Source organism: Pseudomonas hormoni (assembly GCF_018502625.1).
GTDB lineage: Bacteria > Pseudomonadota > Gammaproteobacteria > Pseudomonadales > Pseudomonadaceae > Aquipseudomonas > Aquipseudomonas hormoni.
Window position 1 is genome coordinate 2,849,245 of sequence record NZ_CP075566.1, and the last position, 17,506, is coordinate 2,866,750.

Here is a 17,506-nt window from a genome sequence, read left to right on the forward strand (position 1 = left end):
CCCCTACCCGGCTGTCAATCTGGAAAATTGCCGTTCGTCTCGGCGTCCACCCTCGCTGAAGTTTCGCTATCGGCCAAACGACGTGGGCCGAAGCAGCTCAATAGCCTTTAGCTTGAGCGAAATTGCCAGCAGATTTTTAATTTCAGATAGTCGTACGACAACGCATGTCGCACGCTTAGATAGCCGATCTCGAAGAACCGGCTCAGAAGAGTCTCATTTGACCAGCCGTGTTTCCTTCGACGGCCTGTACCCGAAATACGAGCTATAGCACTTGCTGAAATGACTCGGCGACACAAAACCACACGCCACCAGCACATCCACCTGGGACAGCTCCGTGTGCTGCAGCAGTCGACGCGCTTCGGTAATCCTCAGCTCCATGTAATAGCGCTGCGGCGTGGTGCCGAGTTGCTCCTTGAACAAACGCTCGAGTTGTCGACGAGATCGACCTGCGTACACCGCCAGTTGCTCCAGCTCCAGCGGCTCTTCGAGGTTGGCGTCCATCAGCTTCACCACCTCGCGCAAGGGTGCGCTGACGCAGACATTTTCCGTCGGTTTGATGCGCCGGTAGCGGGACTCTTCGAACGCGAGGATGTCTTCAATACCCTCGACGAGCGCCTTGTCGTGCAAGCCCTTGATCCAGTCCAGCGCCATGTGGAAAGCACCTGACGGACTGGATGCCGTGAGCCGGTCACGGTCGATGACAAAAGGCTCGCTGGTGACGTGCGTGGCCTTGGCAATTTCCGCGAGCGCGGGGCGATGTTCGGGGTGAATCGCGCAACGGTAACTGTCGAGCAAACCGGCGATCCCGAGGAACCATGCGCCATTCCACAATCCGGCCAGGCTGACACCCTGGTCGGCGGCCGTTCTCAACAGACTGATCAACTCGTCAGTCGCCTTCAGCTCGGTTCTGTAGCCACCGCAAATGACCAGCAGATCGAGGTCGTGAACCACAGAGCAATCGATGCGTGCATCCGGCCGAATCACCAGCCCCAGGTCGCTGACGACCTCCCCGTCGCTCAAGCCGAACGTGCGGGACGAAAACAGTTTTGGTCGTAGCAGATTCGCGGTGACGATCGTATCCAGCGCCTGGGTAAAAGCAGGCAGCGAGAAATGTTCGAGCAGCAAAAAGCCTGTCCGTGTCGTTTGAACAGGCTCGTTGGGGTTGTCGTTCAGATAGCGAAGATTCTTCCCCTTCATGCCTCCGCTAAATTGGCGTCGTTCGATCAATGTTTTTGGCACTCGGTTGCGTTAACGGACAGGGAGTCTGGTACATCAGGATATCGCAAAACGGTCTACGCTCCTCCCATCGGTTCCTCTGGAGACAGCGCCATGATTCGCACCTTGCTGACGGCTTCCCTGCTCATGACTCTGAGCCTTCCGTCCCATGCTGGCGTGCCCTCCTTCCCCTCCTCGTTCCATACTCAGGACATCCCCGTAGAAGGCGCAAAAATCCACGTCCGCGTCGGCGGCAAGGGACCCGCCGTGGTGCTGTTGCATGGCTTCGGCGACACCGGCGACATGTGGGCGCCACTCGCGGCCGACCTGGCCAGGGATCACACGGTCGTGGTGCCGGACCTGCGTGGCATGGGTTTGTCGTCGATCCCTGAAAACGGTTACGACAAGAAGACGCAAGCGGGCGACGTGCGTGCGGTGTTGGCCTCGCTGAGGATCGAACACTCGGTGGTCATCGGCCACGACATCGGCACCATGGTCGCCTTCGCCTACGCCTCGCGTTATCCGCAGCAAACCGATCGCCTGGTGGTGATGGATGCGCCGGTGCCGGGCATTCCGCCGTGGAACGACATTGTGCGTTCGCCGATGCTGTGGCACTTCGACTTCGGTGGCCCGGACGCCGAGCGGCTGGTGGCCGGGCGTGAGCGCATCTACCTGGACCGCTTCTGGAACGAGTTCGCCGGCGACCCCACCAAGGTGGACGAGGCAACCCGTCAGCACTACGCCAAACTCTACGCCCGCCCCGGCGCGATGCATGCGGCGTTCGCGCAGTTCCGCAGCATTCGTCAGGATGCGGTGGATAACGAAGCGTCGATGAAGACGCGATTGACCATGCCGGTGCTGGCGGTGGGTGGGGAAAAATCCTTTGGCAACAACGAAGCCATCGTCATGCGCAACGCTGCGGACAACGTCACGGAAGTGGTGATTCCGGGGGCAGGACATTGGCTGATGGAGGAAGCGCCCAAGCAGACCATTCAAGCAATTCGCGACTTTTTGCAGTGACAGCCCGTAGCAGATCAAAAACGAATGGAACCCCGCGCGTCATCGTGTTTTCGAAACTTTATCAGCGCTGCCCCCTGATCCGGCAAGGCGCCCTTGTAGAGGAAACCTCGATGAACAGTAGAGTTCTGTTTCTGATCGCCAGTCTCAGCCCGACCCTGGTTTTCGCTGAAGGCTGCGACGTACTGACCCGCTCCCAAAGCCCTTCGGTGCCCGTGGTCGAATCCCATAGCTGCTATGAGTACGAAGGCATGCCGGTAAACTCCATCGACTGGTCATGCAGCAATGAAAGCAAGGAAATGACGACCAGCACCAAGAAGAAGGTCGAACAGTGCGACGATCATTATCAGGCCACTTGCATCGCGACCTTGACTCAGGAGTCGCTGGCCAACCCTCATTCCACCAGTAAGGACAAGAACGCCAAGTCGCTTAACATTCCCGACAATGCCCAAGTGACGACGTATTACTACGACACCGAGCACTTGAGCCAGGTGAAGATCGATTGCGAGTCGGGTGGTGGGCACTGGAAAGCGAAGTAATCAGCCAGGTTTTATTTCGTCGACCAAAACACTTTCCCTGCCAACTCGCAGCGGGACCTTTATAAAACACTTATGACTCCGAACATAAAACATTATTGCGCCGCGACAATATACAGGCGTCACTTAAGTGACTATTACCCGCTATACTTCAGACAGCCGATGACTTACAGCGCAGCCCCGACGCTTATACGGCCGGAATAATTCACACGTCCCGACGAACGGATTACTATCACAATAAAATACATGAAAATCAGTACGTTATCTTTAAACAAACAACCACCAACATCTGTACTGAAATTTCGAAAAACTATAAAAGACCGACCAAAAATTCAAAAGTTTCAAACTTTTTAATTTAATAAAAAAATACATATAACACTTTTAAATACTGTTCTTCGATGCTAATAATCCGGCGTTCCGGGCTCCAGGCAACGCACTTTCTCACCTGAAGTGAACATCAGTTCACCTCACACGCCGATGACCCGACCTTAATTAAATTCAAATACCGCTAGCTTGCTCAAGTTCCAATAAAACCTGGGCCGCTGTTGTGTTGCGCACTAAAACTGCGCGAGGAAGGCATCATCGCTCGCCAAAATATTAAAATCCTTTCGATCTTCGGGACCCGTCCGGAAGCCATCAAGATGGCGCCGTTAGTCAAAGCCCTCGCCGCGGAACCGGGCATTGATTCGCAGATCTGCGTCACCGGCCAGCATCAAAGCATGCTGAAACAGGTGCTGGATCTGTTCGACCTCAAGGCTGATTACACCCTTGATGTGATGACGCCACACCAGACGCTCAACTCGCTGACCGCGGCGTTATACGCAGCGATTGACCCAGTGCTGGAATCGACCCGCCCGGACCGGGTGCTGGTGCATGGCGACACCACCTCAGCCATGGTCGCCGCGATGGCGGCGTTTCATCGACGCATTCCGGTCGGCCACGTGGAGGCCGGGCTGCGAACCGGGGATATCTACAGCCCGTGGCCGGAAGAAATGAACCGTCGCTGCATCGACCTGGGCGCGGACATGCTATTCGCGCCGACCCACGAGTCGTGCCAGAACCTGCTCGACGAACGCCTGCAGGGTCGCACCTTCGTGACCGGCAATACGGTGATCGACGCGTTGCAGATGACCGCGCGACGCATCGAGCAGGACGCCGACTTGCGGGCCAGCCTGGACCAGCAGTTTTCGTTCCTGCAGAGCGGCCGCAAAGTCCTGCTGGTCACCGGGCATCGTCGGGAAAACTTCGGCGAAGGCTTCCTCGATATCTGCAAGGCCCTGAGTCATCTGGCCCGGCGCGCGGATATCCAGATCGTCTATCCGGTGCATTTGAACCCCAATGTCATCGGCCCGGTCACCGAGCAACTGGGCGATCTGCCCAACGTGCACCTGATCAAGCCGCTGGATTACCTGGCCTTCGTACGCCTGATGCAACGCGCCCACGTGATCCTCACTGACTCCGGTGGCGTGCAGGAAGAAGCGCCGTCACTGGGCAAACCGGTGCTGGTCATGCGTGACGTAACGGAACGCCCGGAAGCGGTCGCGGCGGGCACGGTTCGCCTGGTTGGCACCTCACCGGACTCGATCATCGCCGGCGTCAACGCGCTGTTCGATGACGATCTGCTGTGGCGTCGATGCTCCCAGGCAGCCAACCCTTACGGGGATGGCAAGGCCAGTTCGCGCATCGTCGACGCCCTGATGGGACGCCCGGTCGATGATTTCGTCGTGGCTCGCGTGCTGCCCAGGTTCCACCCGACCGCGGTTGCCATGCCCGAGCCACACCGGCCCGAAAAAAACCAACCGGCCTTCACCTCTCTATAAACCAAAAACGCTCCTCCCCTTATCAGCTCGAGATCTACCTGAATGAAGTCTTCCGTTGCCATCCATACGGGTGCGCTCAGTGCCCTTGCCTGTGGCGTGAGCCTGCTCGCGCTCATGCCGACCTTTGCCTTGGCCGCGGACAGCCCGCTCACCCAGGCGATCAACCGGCTCAACGCCGACACTCGCCAGGAGCGTGAGGTGCGCTTGAGCGATCTGGGGATCGACGCGCCGATCATTCTCGGTTCCACCGATGCCCGTCGCGAGCTGTATCTGCCGGTGCCGGCGGGTGTGCCGCTGACGGAGGCCACCCTGAATTTCGACGCCAGCTATCTCAATGGCGAAGGCGGCCGCAACACGTTGCTGCTGTCGCTGGACGGTTATCCGGTGCGCGCCGAAGGGCTCAGCGAACCTCAGGGCGACGCCAGCGCCACGCTCGGCGTGGACAAGAAAGCGCGGGACAGCGGCTCGCTGCGCCTGGGCATTGCCTGGTCGTCCATCGTGTCCCGCGTGTTGTGCGAAGACGAACGCGCCATCGGCAACGTCTTGCGCATCGAACCGGACACGCGCCTCACCTACAGCTACGACGCCAGCCAGTTGCAGGACGTCGGCGCCGCGTGGACGGCATTGCCGGGCAAACCGGGCATCATGGTCGCGTCCGGCACCTTGTCCGCCGAAAGCTACGATGCGGCGTGGCGCCTCGGGGTAGCGCTGGAGCGGATCGGCAAGCACAGCCGCATCCTGCCCTTCCCTGCCATTCAAGACAGCGTTGACCTCAGCGGCCTGCGCATTCCCGTCGAACTGCTGACGATTCCGGCGTTCGCCAGCCTCAACGGCAAGGGTGCGCATGTTCTGGCGGACGCTGCACAAATCGGCGCCCTGCTGATGCTGGGCCAGACGCCGAACGTCCAGGCGGACCTGGCCATCAACGACCCGCAACTGCTCAAGGCCGTCAATGCATCTCTGGACGCGCTGCAGAACCAGATAAAAGGTCTCGACGCCACGGCCGCCAACGCACTGTTGCAGTGGCGTGAGCGGCATATCAACGCAGGTCTGGCCGCCACCGGTACTGACAACGTGCGCCTGGCACTACTGGGCACACGCCCGGTGCTGATGATCGCGCCGCAAGCCACCGGCAAGGCTCTGGCCTTGTTCAGCTCGGCCTGGAACACACTGGCACGCAGCCGCCAATTGACGGTCAGCGAAGCACAGTTGCCATTGAGCGCCGACGGCCGTGTGGCCTTGTCGCGCCTGGGCGGTAATCCTGGCGCCATCGACGTGCTGGCCAAATCCGACTGGAGCACTTCATTCCCGCTCGGCAGCGTGGCCTATGACGGCCGCTTGCCAGTCAAGGCGGTGATCGATGTGTCTGCCGCGCCTGGCGCCTCGGACACCGCGCCGGTGGCCTCGCTGTTTCTCAACGACTATCTGATTGGCGCGCAACAGCTCGTGGCCAACGGTGAAATGCAGCGCATCGAAGCGCGTATCCCGCGTTATGCGGTGGGCGCAACGAACGTTTTGCGTGTGTCGTTCCAGCGCCAGCCAGTGAGTGATCGCTGCCTGGAAACGCCACAAGCCTTCCCGGTCTCGGTGCTGCCAACCAGCCATATCGTGCTGGATAAAACGGCCCTGGGTGATGACTTCTCCGGCATGGCTGCGCGCTTTGCCATGGACACGCAAATCCTCGTGCCCCAGGCCTACCTCGACCACCCGGCAAGCAGCTTGCCGCAAGTGATTTCGGTGGCTGACGGCGCCGGGGTTTCGCCGCTGCGGGCACAACTGAAAGTCAGTGCCGATCCAAAGATTTCGGTCACACCGGACAAAGCCTTCCTCGCCTTCGAGCTGCCGATCAAGGACAGCAAGGAATCGGTACAAGCGGATGAGCAGGGTCGCCTGCGCATCAATCACAAGGATCAGGTGTTGCTGGACGTGCATCCCCTCAACCACCTGGCCTCGTTGCAAGTGGTCAATGCCGGCGGACAGCACGGTCTGGTCTATCGACCGCTGGGCACTGACGCACCACGCTTCGCCAAACAGATTCTGCTGACCCGCGGCGATGTGGCGATCCTCGGCGACAACGGTGCACTGACCACCTTCGACACCCAGGATCCGAGCGGCAACCAATTGATCGACAACGAAGAACCCAAGGGTCTCGACGCCTGGCGCACGCCATCGCTGTTGTGGCTGATTCCGGGTGGCATCCTGTTGGTTCTCATCCTGTTGCTGGCCGGCCGTAACGCCCGTCGCAATCGCCAGTAACGGAACCCTTCGATGACGTCGCTTTATTGGCCCTACTGGCTGGCCCACTACTACAGCTTCCTGGAGATCTCGACCATCGTGGTCGCGGTGCTGATCCTGATCTCCAGCCTGGACGATCTGTTCATTGACCTGTGGTACTGGTCTCGACGCCTGTTCCGCAAGTTCACCGTGGACCGAAAATACCGGCCGCTGACCGCCGAGCAATTGATGGCCCGGGACGAACAGCCGCTGGCAATCATGGTCCCGGCCTGGCTGGAATACGACGTCATCGCGCCGATGATCGAGAACATGGTGTCGACCCTGGATTACCAGAACTATGTGGTCTTCGTCGGCACCTACATCAACGATCAGCGCACCATTGATGAAGTGGAGCGCATGCGTCGGCGCTACAAGCAACTGCATCGAGTGGAAGTCCCGCATGCCGGGCCGACCTGCAAGGCTGACTGCCTGAACTGGGTGATCCAGGCGATTTTCCTGTACGAAAAAACCCACGGCATGACCTTCGCCGGCGTGGTTCTGCACGACAGCGAAGACGTGCTGCACCCAATGGAATTGCGTCTATTCAACTACTTGCTGCCGCGCAAGGACATGATTCAGTTGCCCGTGGTGTCGCTGGAGCGCAACTGGTACGAGTGGGTGGCCGGCACCTACATGGACGAATTCGCCGAATGGCACGGCAAGGATCTGGTGGTGCGTGAAAGCATGACCGACACGGTGCCGTCCGCCGGGGTCGGCACCTGTTTCTCCCATCGTGCCCTGCGTGTGCTGGCCGGGGAGACCCAGAACCAGCCATTCAACACCGACAGCCTCACCGAGGACTACGACGTTGGCGCGCGCCTGGCCAAGGTCGGAATGAACGCGATCTTCGTGCGTTTCCCGGTGCAGTTTCGCGTGCTGCGTAAATCCTGGTTTCGCAAGCCTTACGAATCGACCCTGAAGATGCCGTTGTGCGTGCGCGAATTCTTTCCCGATACCTTCCGCACCGCGTTCCGCCAGAAAGCTCGCTGGACGCTGGGCATTGGCCTGCAAGGCTGGGAACAAATGGGTTGGAACGGTTCGCTGGCCAACCGTTATTTGCTGTTCCGTGATCGCAAAGGCGTGGTGACTGCGTTTGTCAGCATCATCGCCTACGTGATTCTGGTGCAGCTTCTGGGCCTGATCATCCTGCGCCAGAGCGGCCTGTGGGACGTGAGTTTCCCGACGCCGTTCGAGACCAATGGCTTCATCCAATACCTGCTGCTGGCCAACGGCATCGCGCTGGCCTGGCGTATCGCCCACCGCTGCTATTTCACCACCGTGCTGTACGGCTGGCAGCACGGTTTGCTATCCATCCCGCGTATGGTCGTGGGTAACTTCGTCAACTTCATGGCCGCTTCCCGCGCGTGGCGCATGTTCATCGTCGGCAAGGTGATGAACCGCAAACTGGTGTGGGACAAGACCATGCACGACTTCCCGTCCACCGACCTGGTCGCGGCCGCACCGCGCAAGCTCGGCAGCGTGCTGCTGTCCTGGCAGGCAATCAACGAAACCGACCTGCAAAGTGCCCTCATCGAACAGAAAACCCGGCACATGCCATTGGGGCGGATTTTGCTCAGCAACGGTTGGCTGGATGACGAGACACTGGCGGAAGCCATCGCCTTCCAGAATGACCTGCCGCGGGTGTTCGATGTGGCCGCCAAGGCGCAGTCGTCGACCCTGACCCTGGACGATGAATTCGCCCTGCGCTGGCGCGTAGTGCCGCTTGGTTTGAATGCCGACGGCCGCGCACAAGTTGCCGTGGCCAGCCCGTTGCCGGCCGCCGGCCTGCAACAGGTCAGCGAGGTACTGGGTAGCGAACCGGTGCAGCTGATTGCCCGGGAAAGCGAAATCGTTGCGCAGTTGCGTCAACTGAACGTGCGCGATGGCCAAGCCCTGCCCGATGCCCGCGCACCACTGTTGGGTGACCTGCTGATCGAAATGGGCCTGCTGGATCGCGACGAGTTCAACCGCGCCATGTTGCAGTACCGCCCGCAGCGTCACGGGCGCATCGGCGACTATCTGGTCGATAGCGGCGTGTTGCCGCGCGCCACTATCGAAAAGGCCGTGGCACGTCAGCACAGTCACTACCCTGCGGAGCTTTCAGTATGAACCGCCCCTTGCTGACCCTCATGGCCACGGGGCTGAGCCTGCTGCCCGCGTTTGTGCACGGCGAAACACTGCCGCTGCCGTTGACCGGCCCGGCCTATGTCACCGCCAACGAGGCGTACAGTGCCTACGAGCGCAAAGACTATGACCTGGCCATCGCCAAGGCACGCGAAGCCTTGCGTCAGCGCGCCGACATCACGCGCCTGAATACGCTGATTACGCTGGCTCAACGCGACAAGGAATTGCGTGACCATCCCAAGCGCTATCCGCAGTCTCGTCAGGCTCCCGGCTTCGGTGCCGCGGCAAAGGCTTTCAAGGCCTATGATCGCGATGATTTCGGCGCGGCGGCTCAAGCGGCACGTATCGCCATCGCTCAAGCACCCAAACGCATGGATTATCGACTGCTGCTGATCGAGTCCCTGCAGCGCCAGCAACATCTGCAGGACGCAGATCAGGCCACCACCCAGGCCCTGGCCGTGTTCCCGAACGACGATACGTTGCTGATGCGCCGCGAAGCGATTCGTCGGCAACTGGCGGCGCCACTGGCGGTTGCGGGGTATCGCGCCCTGGAGCAAGGCCGTGTGCCGCTGGCTGTGGACCAGGCCAGGAAAGCCGTGGCCTGGGCGCCGGAAATCGGCGCCAATCAGCAACTGCTGATCAGTGCCCTGCTCGCCGCCAACGACTACCGTGGCGCCGAACTTGCGGCGTCAGGCGCATTGGCCCAGGACGACGGGGAAATCGCACCGTGGATTCTGCGCAGTTATGCCCTCGATCGACAGGGCAAAACCCAGGCGGCCCAGGCGGACCTGAATCACGCCCTGGCCATCGATGGCCTGCTGGCAACAGAAACCCGCGACATTCGTTTCTTCGCCGCCGACACCGCACTGGCCCACGGCGAGCCGCAACAAGCGCTCGATCATCTGCAGGCACTGGCCGACGATGACAACGGTGAAGTGGCCCGCCGACGTACCGCTGCTCGCATGGCGTTGCGACAGAAAGTCAACGGCTCGAACGCTGTGGCGCGCTTTCCGGCACCGGCCCTGAATTGTCAGGAAACCGCCTTCGGCCTGGTCTGCGATATCTGGCCGGGCAACCAGCGCGACGGCGGAACCGAGATGGCCGCTCAGGCCTACGCCGCGCTGGCTCGCAAAGACCCGGCAACAACGGGTGCCCTGGCGACTGAAGCCATTCGCCGTGCGCCGCAGAATCCGGCTTACCGACGTCTGCTGGTCAGCGCCCTGAGCGAGCAGAAACGTGTGCCCGAAGCCATCGCGGCGGCCAGCGATGGTCTGAAGAACACCGGCGATGACGCTCGGCTGCTGGCCCAACGCGGTCGCCTGCGTCAGCAATCGGGTGACGATTCCGGTGCACGTCAGGACTTTACTCAGGCCCTGGCTCTGGGCAGTCTACCCGCTTACGAAGAGGCCAGCCTGTATGCCGCCATCGGCCAGCGCCGGACCGCGCGCGAACGATTGCAACAAGCGCGGGACACCGGCGAACTGGAGTCGATGAGCGATTTGCAGATCGCTTATTTGTCGGTCCAGACCGGCGATGACGACGGCGCCCACGCGTCATTTCGTAAATCCGATGCCGTCACCCGACTCACGCCGACCGCCACTCAGGACGCGGCCTATAACGCCATGCGGGTCAATGACGACGAGCAGGCCGTCGCCTACTTCAAACGCGTCATCGATGCGCAAGCATCCGGTGATCTGGACATGCCTGCGCAACAGCTGTTCGACACCCGCCGCGCAGTGGGCGATGTGTCGCGCAGGATCGGCTTGACCAGCACCACCAGCTATCGCGGCAACAATTCCAGCAGTGGCCTGAGTTCAGCGCCGAGCAGCGGCAGTAGCAGCAATGACAGCCTGCAAAACAGCACCGAACTGTCCTGGCGCCCTTTGGGTTATCGCAACGCTCGCTTTGTCGAACTCTACGGCCGCGTCACTGACACGCTGTGGAGCAAGAACGGCGATTCGGATACCGGCTTCGATGCGCTGCAAGGCGCCGTCGGAGTCCGGGTCAAACCGTTCACGTCGCTGAACGTGATGGCCGCCGTCGAACGCACATTCCCGATTGGATCATCGGACGTCGATGGCGACTGGCTGGTGCGCCTGGGTTATGGCTCAAGCGTCGGCACCGATCTGCGGGTCGACGCCTCCAGTTGGTGGACCTCGCAGTTCTTCGCTGAAGCCGGTCATTACATCAACGACTCGCGTGACTATTTCAACAGCGAATGGCAGGTCGGTCGCAGCTACGCCATCGGCGGCGCGGGCTCGCGCTGGGTCAGTTTTCCCCATGTGGTGGCCGCGTTCGACTACGACTCGAAAATGAACAGCGCGACCGATGCCGATGGCAGCACCGACTCGTCATCCGGCAAGGCCGGGGGCGTGGGTGTCGGCAATAACGTCCGCTACTGGTTCCGCGAGGACGCGTACAACGCGCCCCGCTCCTACGTGGATTTTTCCCTGCAGTACCGCGTGAAGGTGTTGGGCGATGATCGCGCTCAAGGCGTATTCGGTCGCCTGACTTACTCCTATTGAGGACTTGCATGAACGTTCGAATCTTTTTGTGGCTGGGCCTTGGCCTGCTCCCGTCGTGGGCCCAGGCCGCTCCCGAAATTGCCCAGTTGTACGCGCCAAAATTGCCCGAGGGTTCGGCGTGGCTGCGGGTGGTCAATCCATCCGACACGGCCATGCAGGTTCGGGTGGGCCAAGGCGTGAGTGTCGCCCTCTCCGCGCAGAGTGCGGTGGCCAGTCCCTTTCAGGTCGTGGACTCGCGACAGCCGTTGCAGGTCACCGTCAATGGTCGCGAGATACAGGGTCTGAGCGCACCCAAAAGTGCGTGGGTCACGCTGATTCTCGACAGCGATCCGGCACGTGCGCCACGCCTGGTGATCGACCCGCCCCTGCGCGGTAAAGACCTGCGCGCGGAACTCAACGTGTACAACCTGGGCAGCGGTTGCGAAAAGGCCAACGTCCAATTGGCCAATGGCGCTCCGGTATTCAGTCAGGTGCCGTTCAACGGACAAGCCCAGCGCACGATCAACCCGGTGCAGGCGACGCTGGTTGCCAGCTGCAATGAGCACAAAAGCCTGCCGTTGAAGCTGGAACCCTTCAAGGCCGGCGATCGTTACAGCCTGTTCCTGATCGGCTCCGGCCAGGCACCACGATTGATTGGCCTTGTGGACCAGACCGCGCCATGACCACTCCCTTCCAACACGAACGCTTTACCCCTCGCCTGGCGGTTTCCACCCTGATTGCGGGTCTGTTGCTGATCCTCTCGAGCACCGCCGTCCAAGCGGCATCGGCCGTGATCACGGGCAACGGCGGGTGGTTGTTCCCGGCCTGGGAAAGCCTGAGCAAGGTCGACAACACCGGCACTGCCCGCAACATTGCGCTGGTCAAGGAACTCCAGCAGCAACTCGAACGCGAACATATCGGGCTGATCGTGCTGGTGGTGCCGATGAAAGCGCCGTTCTATGCCCAACGCCTGCCGGCCGATCAGCCGATCAGCGCGGCGGTGATGCAGCGTTACGACCACTTGCAAAGTGACCTGACTCGCGCCGGCCTGAGCACGCTGAACATCAAGCCCATCCTGCAAAAGACCGAGCAAGGCAAACAAACCGCGTTTTACCGCGCCGACTATCACTGGACCGCCTGGAGCGCCGAAAACACCGCCGACGCCACGGCGCAACTGATTACCGAACGCTATCGGCTGCAAGGCGAACCCGGTAGTGGCGCCGCACTGGGTCAGTGGTTCGACCGCCGCGCGTTCGGCGACCTGGCGAGCAACTTTCTACCGGCGATCAAACGCAAGGCGATTGGTCGCGACATCTACACCGTTCGCCATCAGGCAGAAAACGACTTGCTGATCGATGACGCGCCGGCACCGGTGCAAGTCATTGGCAACAGCTTTGTCCAGCCTTACCTGGGTTTTACCCAGAAGCTCTCCAATGCCCTGGACCGCCCCGTCGCACTGACGTGGAACCCCGGCGATGTCGGTCCGTGGGCTACGCTGCTGCAGTACTTGGAGTCGGCGGATTTTGCCCAACACAAGCCGCAAGTGATCGTCTGGCAATTCAATGAGGGGCAGTTCCATCTCGGCCCCGATGCGACTGCCAACTGGAGCGCCAAAGGCGTCACCTCGCTGAGCCAATGGCATCAGCGCATCAACAAGGCACTGCCGTGAACATTTTTGGCTACACCGCCAGCCGCGCGACCGTGGCAGCGGTGTTGTTTGCCGTCACCCTCAGCGCAGGAACCAGCATGCTCTACATGACAAACAAGGCCCTGAGCCCGGGGATTGTCGGCATCGTCTGGCAGCCGGATAACAAAACGGTCGGCATCAAAGGCCACTGGGAAAAACTCGGTGCGCGCGAACTGCTGGTGCAATGGACCGTCGTTGACGATCAGGCATTTGTTCCCGGCACCGGCCTGCCCAGTGTGCCGGTGCTGCCCGACTGGACGCGCATCGCCAAGGCGCCCTGGGCGCAGGATGTGATCCTCGGGTTGGCCGGTTATTTCAGCGAGAATCGCTCGCGGGACAACATCGAGCAACTGGCTAAAGTCTCGGAACGCATCGCCAAACTGCCGACGCCACTCCACGTCACCGGCTGGTATTTCCCTGCCGAAGTCGACCCCAGCTGGACACGCGCCAAAGAATTGCCCGCCCTGCTCGCTAAACTGCCGCGACCGTTGTGGATCAGCGTTTACGACGGCGCAAATATCGGCCCCGCCGCCACCGCCGAATGGCTCAAGCAGTGGCTGCCGAATGACATTGGCGTGTTTTTCCAGGATGGCGTCGGTGTCTACGCCCGCACCGCACCGGTCGCCCGAACCTACGCCGACGCCCTGCGCCAGCGTCTGGGCAAAGACCGGGTGCGGATCATCGTCGAAGCCTTCCGCCCCAACTTCGGTGGCGGATTCCGCTCTGCCACCGCCGCCGAACTCAAACCGCAGTTGGCCGCCTATGACGGTTATCCGCTCTACCTGTTCGACGGGCCGCATTACGTGACGCCTGAGTTGGTGGAGCAACTCGGGCGATAATGTAGATCGGGAAGCGTCAGGCGCGTGCTTTCGGCCAAAGGCGGTTCCTCGCAATGGGGAACAATCAGCCTTGAGCAGTCGCTCGACACTGCATCCGCCCACCGCTTAAAGTGCCGTCCCCTCATCAGTGGATCGCCACCAAAAATGACTGATACGTTCCAAGGCAGTTGCCTTTGCGGTGCCGTCCAATACCAGCTCCAGTCACGCCCCAAAGCAGTTTCGCACTGCCATTGCAGCCAGTGCCGCAAAAGCCATGGAGCCGCATTTGCGAGCTACGGCAGTGTGTTGCGTAACGATTTTGTTCTTGTACGGGGTGGCGATGACATCCGGTCTTACCCATCCTCTGAATCTGTCGAGCGCCAGTTTTGTACTCACTGCGGTTCGTCGCTCTTCTGGTCAAACAGCCAGGGCGAATACTCCGGTTGGATCTCCATAGCCCTCGGTACGCTGGACACGCCCTTTACCAGCGACAAACAGAAGCATGTCGAGGTGACGTCAAGGGCGCCATGGCATGACATTCAGGATCACTGGCCGCAGTCTCGATAACGCTTCGAGCCTGGATGACAATATCGCTGACGACTCACTACAGAATCCTTTTTCTATCACGCCAGCACTGACAAAAACGATTTCATCTTCATCTTCATCTTCATCTTCATCGACATGCATGTAGAGAACGTGAAGTAGACTGTTTGTTAACTCCGAGCCTGATACGAATTTCAAACTCCGCCTCTAGTTACGCACCGAAGTTAAAAGCTATAGAGATTCGCGGCCTTGCCCCTTCAAAACGTCGCACTGAATGCATTAGCCACGACGGAAACATGATGAATGTTCCACTTCTGGCAGCACAACTACAACTAAAGCCGGCAGTAAGGCAATCTTCGACTCTCATTCGCAGAGCAGGATTGTATGTCGATGCAACCATACCGCGCGGGTCTACAAACTCTAGATCACCTCCAACTGCTGGATCGTCCTCTCGGCCGCCGGCGTCGACCCAGTAAACCCCTGACCAAAATGCACCAGGGTGCCCATGAAGTGAATTGCTGTGGCCTGCCTCATTAACATTTGCCCAAGCGTTGAGTTTCCATTCGAAACTGGGCTCAGTTAATCCGTATTGCTCGCTATGAACCGCTGTAAGTTGAATGGCGAACTCTGTGGCAAACCTCACCAAAGCATCGCAGGCTTCCCCTCCCCATTCAGGGAAATCGTTCGCGGACTGCCAGCCGCCGTCATTGCTACGCTGCGCGCCGCTGCGATCTTCCGCCATACGACGTGTGACTATAGCTTTCAGCTCAGCATTGAGTCTTTCAGCGTCGGGGTACTGGATACTGGCAAGGGGGGTTGCAAACAGCCGTTGAATCTTTATCAGTTCAGGATCTATTAGATTAGTGCTCGACTGCATTGCGTTTTTTCCAAGTGGTGCCCGTTGAAAAAAACTATACCGACCGAAATAGATAGGAGATGTAAACCTTTGTTAAAGTCTTTGTCTTTAGTCACTCAATTCCCATCTGTGCCATCGACCCACTAAAAAGCCCGCTGACGGTTAACGTCCAGCGGGCTTTTATCTCTAGGTCAGCGACACCGAACACTCCGAATGAGTGGTCTTGTTAATCACAGAGCCATGTCAGCCGGTGCCTTTTCCTTCATCGGCTTACCCTCCTCCTTTTCAGCAATCGGCGTAGCGACTTGACTGATCGCCGGTGGGGGCATCAGTTCAAGTATCTTGGCTGTATAGGCCCACTCTTCAGCCACTTTTGCCGGATCGTCGTTAAGTTGGGTACCGTAGCTCGGGAGGATCTGATGCAGTTTCTCCTGCCAGGCGGGCGTCGCGACTTTGTCTTTGAAGACTTTCTGCAGCAAGCTCACCATGATGGGTACTGCGGTCGACGCGCCTGGAGAGGCACCCAGCAAACCGGCAATGGTGCCGTCCTGGGACGTAACAATCTCCGTGCCCAGTTTCAGGACGCCACCAGCAGCTTCGTCGCGCTTGATCACCTGCACGCGCTGGCCTGCCTGCCACAGATGCCAGTCTTCGGCTTTGGCGTTGGGGAAGTATTCTTTCAATGCATTGAGCCGATCCTCGTCCGACAGAATCAGTTGGCCAGCCAGGTATTGGACCAGTGGATATTGTTTGATGCCGACGCGAGTCATCGGCCACACATTGTCTATCGTGGTGGTATTCAGCAGGTCAAGGAAGGAGCCCTGCTTGAGAAACTTGGTACTGAAGGTTGCGAATGGCCCGAACAGGATCAGGCGCTTACCGTCCAGTACACGGGTATCCAGATGCGGAACCGACATGGGTGGTGCCCCCACCGACGCCTGGCCGTAGGCCTTGGCCAGATGCCGCTCGGTGATGGCCGGGTTTTCTGTCACCAGGAATGAGCCGCCCACTGGAAAGCCCGCATATTCCCTGGCCTCGGGAATACCCGATTTCTGCAACAGCTTCAGCGCGCCACCACCCGCACCGATGAACAGGAACCTGGCATCGGTTACGGTTTCGCTACCGTCTTTGAGGTTTTTGTAGCTGACGCGCCAACTACCGTCCTCGTTTCGCGTGATGTCCTGCACTTCGCTTGACAGTTTCAGGGCAAATTTCGGCGAGGTTTGCAGGTAACCGACCAGTTGGCGGGTAACTTCTCCAAAATTGACATCGGTGCCATTGGGGTTCCACGTGGCCGCGATTTTTTGCTTCGGATCACGCCCTTCCATCATGAGCGGAACCCATTTTTTGATCACGGCCGGGTCTTCGGAATACTGCATGCCGCGGAACAACGGGCTAGCCTGCAACGCCTCATAACGCTTTTTCAGAAAGCTGGCGTTGGCATCGCCCCAGACGAAGCTCATGTGCGGGGTTGAATTGATGAACGAACGCGGGTTCTTCAGCACGCCTTGCCTGACCTGCCAAGCCCAGAATTGACGGGTCAACTGGAAGCCTTCATTGACTTCAACGGCCTTCGAGATCGTGACTTTTCCGTTCTCGTCTTGCGGTGTGTAATTCAATTCGGCCAAAGCCGAATGACCTGTACCCGCGTTGTTCCAGCCATTGGAACTTTCCAGGGCGACACCGTCCAGGCGCTCGACCATTTCCATCGAGAGCCCCGGCTCCAACTCATTTAGCCAAACGCCCAGTGTCGCGCTCATGATCCCGCCACCGATCAACAGTACATCGACTTTTTTGGCCTCTTCGGCGTGCGAATGAACAGCGCCAAAAGACAGCGTTAAACCGGCAAGAATGTGTCTCAGTTTTTTCGTGTTCATCTTGTGCTTCTCCCGCAAAATTACGGTCATCCCTACCGCTCAGTTGGCTCTATCGTTGGTGATCGGTGGTAAAGACCTGGTGAGAAGCTTCAAGATCAAGCATCACGTGAATCCAGGAGCCCGATTGGGTTTTATGCTCGGCACCCAATGGAAATGAGGGTAACGAGGATTGAAGAGTCCTGTTCAGGTGTTTGCATACTTTTTGTGCCAATTTGCATTTAATTCAGGCCACACC

General features: G+C 59.4%; 13 protein-coding genes. 10 read left to right on the plus strand and 3 right to left on the minus strand.

Annotation, left to right across the window (positions count from 1 at the left end):
• Positions 1–213: 213 nt before the first annotated feature.
• Positions 214–1,227, minus strand: a complete 1,014-nt coding sequence (locus KJF94_RS13205) for a GlxA family transcriptional regulator (RefSeq protein WP_214384050.1) — start codon at positions 1,225–1,227, stop codon at positions 214–216.
• Positions 1,228–1,329: 102 nt separating this feature from the next.
• On the opposite strand from KJF94_RS13205, the gene KJF94_RS13210 reads away from it, so the two are divergent.
• The 10 genes from KJF94_RS13210 to KJF94_RS13255 all read left to right on the plus strand — a co-directional run bounded on the left by KJF94_RS13210 (position 1,330) and on the right by KJF94_RS13255 (position 14,562).
• Positions 1,330–2,235: an alpha/beta fold hydrolase gene (locus tag KJF94_RS13210; RefSeq protein WP_214384052.1), complete on the plus strand. Its 906-nt coding sequence runs from the start codon at positions 1,330–1,332 to the stop codon at positions 2,233–2,235.
• 110 nt (positions 2,236–2,345) lie between these two features.
• Positions 2,346–2,771 carry a hypothetical protein gene (locus KJF94_RS13215; protein WP_214384054.1) on the plus strand — a complete coding sequence of 142 codons (426 nt, stop codon included), beginning with the start codon at positions 2,346–2,348 and terminating at the stop codon, positions 2,769–2,771.
• 638 nt (positions 2,772–3,409) lie between these two features.
• Positions 3,410–4,588, plus strand: coding sequence for a non-hydrolyzing UDP-N-acetylglucosamine 2-epimerase (wecB, locus tag KJF94_RS13220; protein ID WP_250548277.1), 1,179 nt, complete (start codon positions 3,410–3,412; stop codon positions 4,586–4,588).
• Positions 4,589–4,630: 42 nt separating this feature from the next.
• Positions 4,631–6,844, plus strand: coding sequence for a hypothetical protein (locus tag KJF94_RS13225; protein ID WP_214384056.1), 2,214 nt, complete (start codon positions 4,631–4,633; stop codon positions 6,842–6,844).
• A 12-nt stretch (positions 6,845–6,856) separates the two neighbouring features.
• Entirely contained in the window at positions 6,857–8,971 is a 2,115-nt protein-coding gene (locus tag KJF94_RS13230) for a glycosyl transferase family protein (protein ID WP_214384058.1), read from the plus strand.
• A complete protein-coding gene (locus KJF94_RS13235) occupies positions 8,968–11,511 on the plus strand; it encodes a bacteriophage N4 adsorption protein A (protein ID WP_214384060.1) in 2,544 nt (847 codons plus the stop codon). The genes KJF94_RS13230 and KJF94_RS13235 overlap by 4 nt, the downstream gene beginning before the upstream one ends.
• Before the next feature lie 8 nt (positions 11,512–11,519).
• The gene (locus KJF94_RS13240; RefSeq protein WP_214384062.1) at positions 11,520–12,173 is read left to right on the plus strand and encodes an alginate O-acetyltransferase AlgF; all 654 of its coding nucleotides are present in this window, start codon (positions 11,520–11,522) and stop codon (positions 12,171–12,173) included.
• Positions 12,170–13,159 carry an alginate O-acetyltransferase AlgX-related protein gene (locus KJF94_RS13245; protein WP_214384064.1) on the plus strand — a complete coding sequence of 330 codons (990 nt, stop codon included), beginning with the start codon at positions 12,170–12,172 and terminating at the stop codon, positions 13,157–13,159. Before KJF94_RS13240 ends, KJF94_RS13245 begins: the two co-directional genes overlap by 4 nt.
• A gap of 77 nt (positions 13,160–13,236) precedes the next feature.
• Positions 13,237–14,016 (plus strand): alpha-amylase family protein, encoded by a 780-nt coding sequence (locus KJF94_RS13250; protein WP_250548311.1) that lies wholly within the window; start codon positions 13,237–13,239, stop codon positions 14,014–14,016.
• A 144-nt stretch (positions 14,017–14,160) separates the two neighbouring features.
• On the plus strand, positions 14,161–14,562 hold the full coding sequence (locus KJF94_RS13255; protein ID WP_214384068.1) for a GFA family protein: 402 nt from the start codon (positions 14,161–14,163) through the stop codon (positions 14,560–14,562).
• Positions 14,563–14,749: 187 nt separating this feature from the next.
• On the opposite strand, the gene KJF94_RS13260 is transcribed toward KJF94_RS13255, so the two are convergent.
• Positions 14,750–15,415, minus strand: coding sequence for a TIGR02466 family protein (locus KJF94_RS13260; RefSeq protein WP_214384070.1), 666 nt, complete (start codon positions 15,413–15,415; stop codon positions 14,750–14,752).
• A gap of 209 nt (positions 15,416–15,624) precedes the next feature.
• Positions 15,625–17,271: a malate dehydrogenase (quinone) gene (gene mqo / locus KJF94_RS13265; protein ID WP_214384861.1), complete on the minus strand. Its 1,647-nt coding sequence runs from the start codon at positions 17,269–17,271 to the stop codon at positions 15,625–15,627.
• Positions 17,272–17,506: the final 235 nt, after the last annotated feature.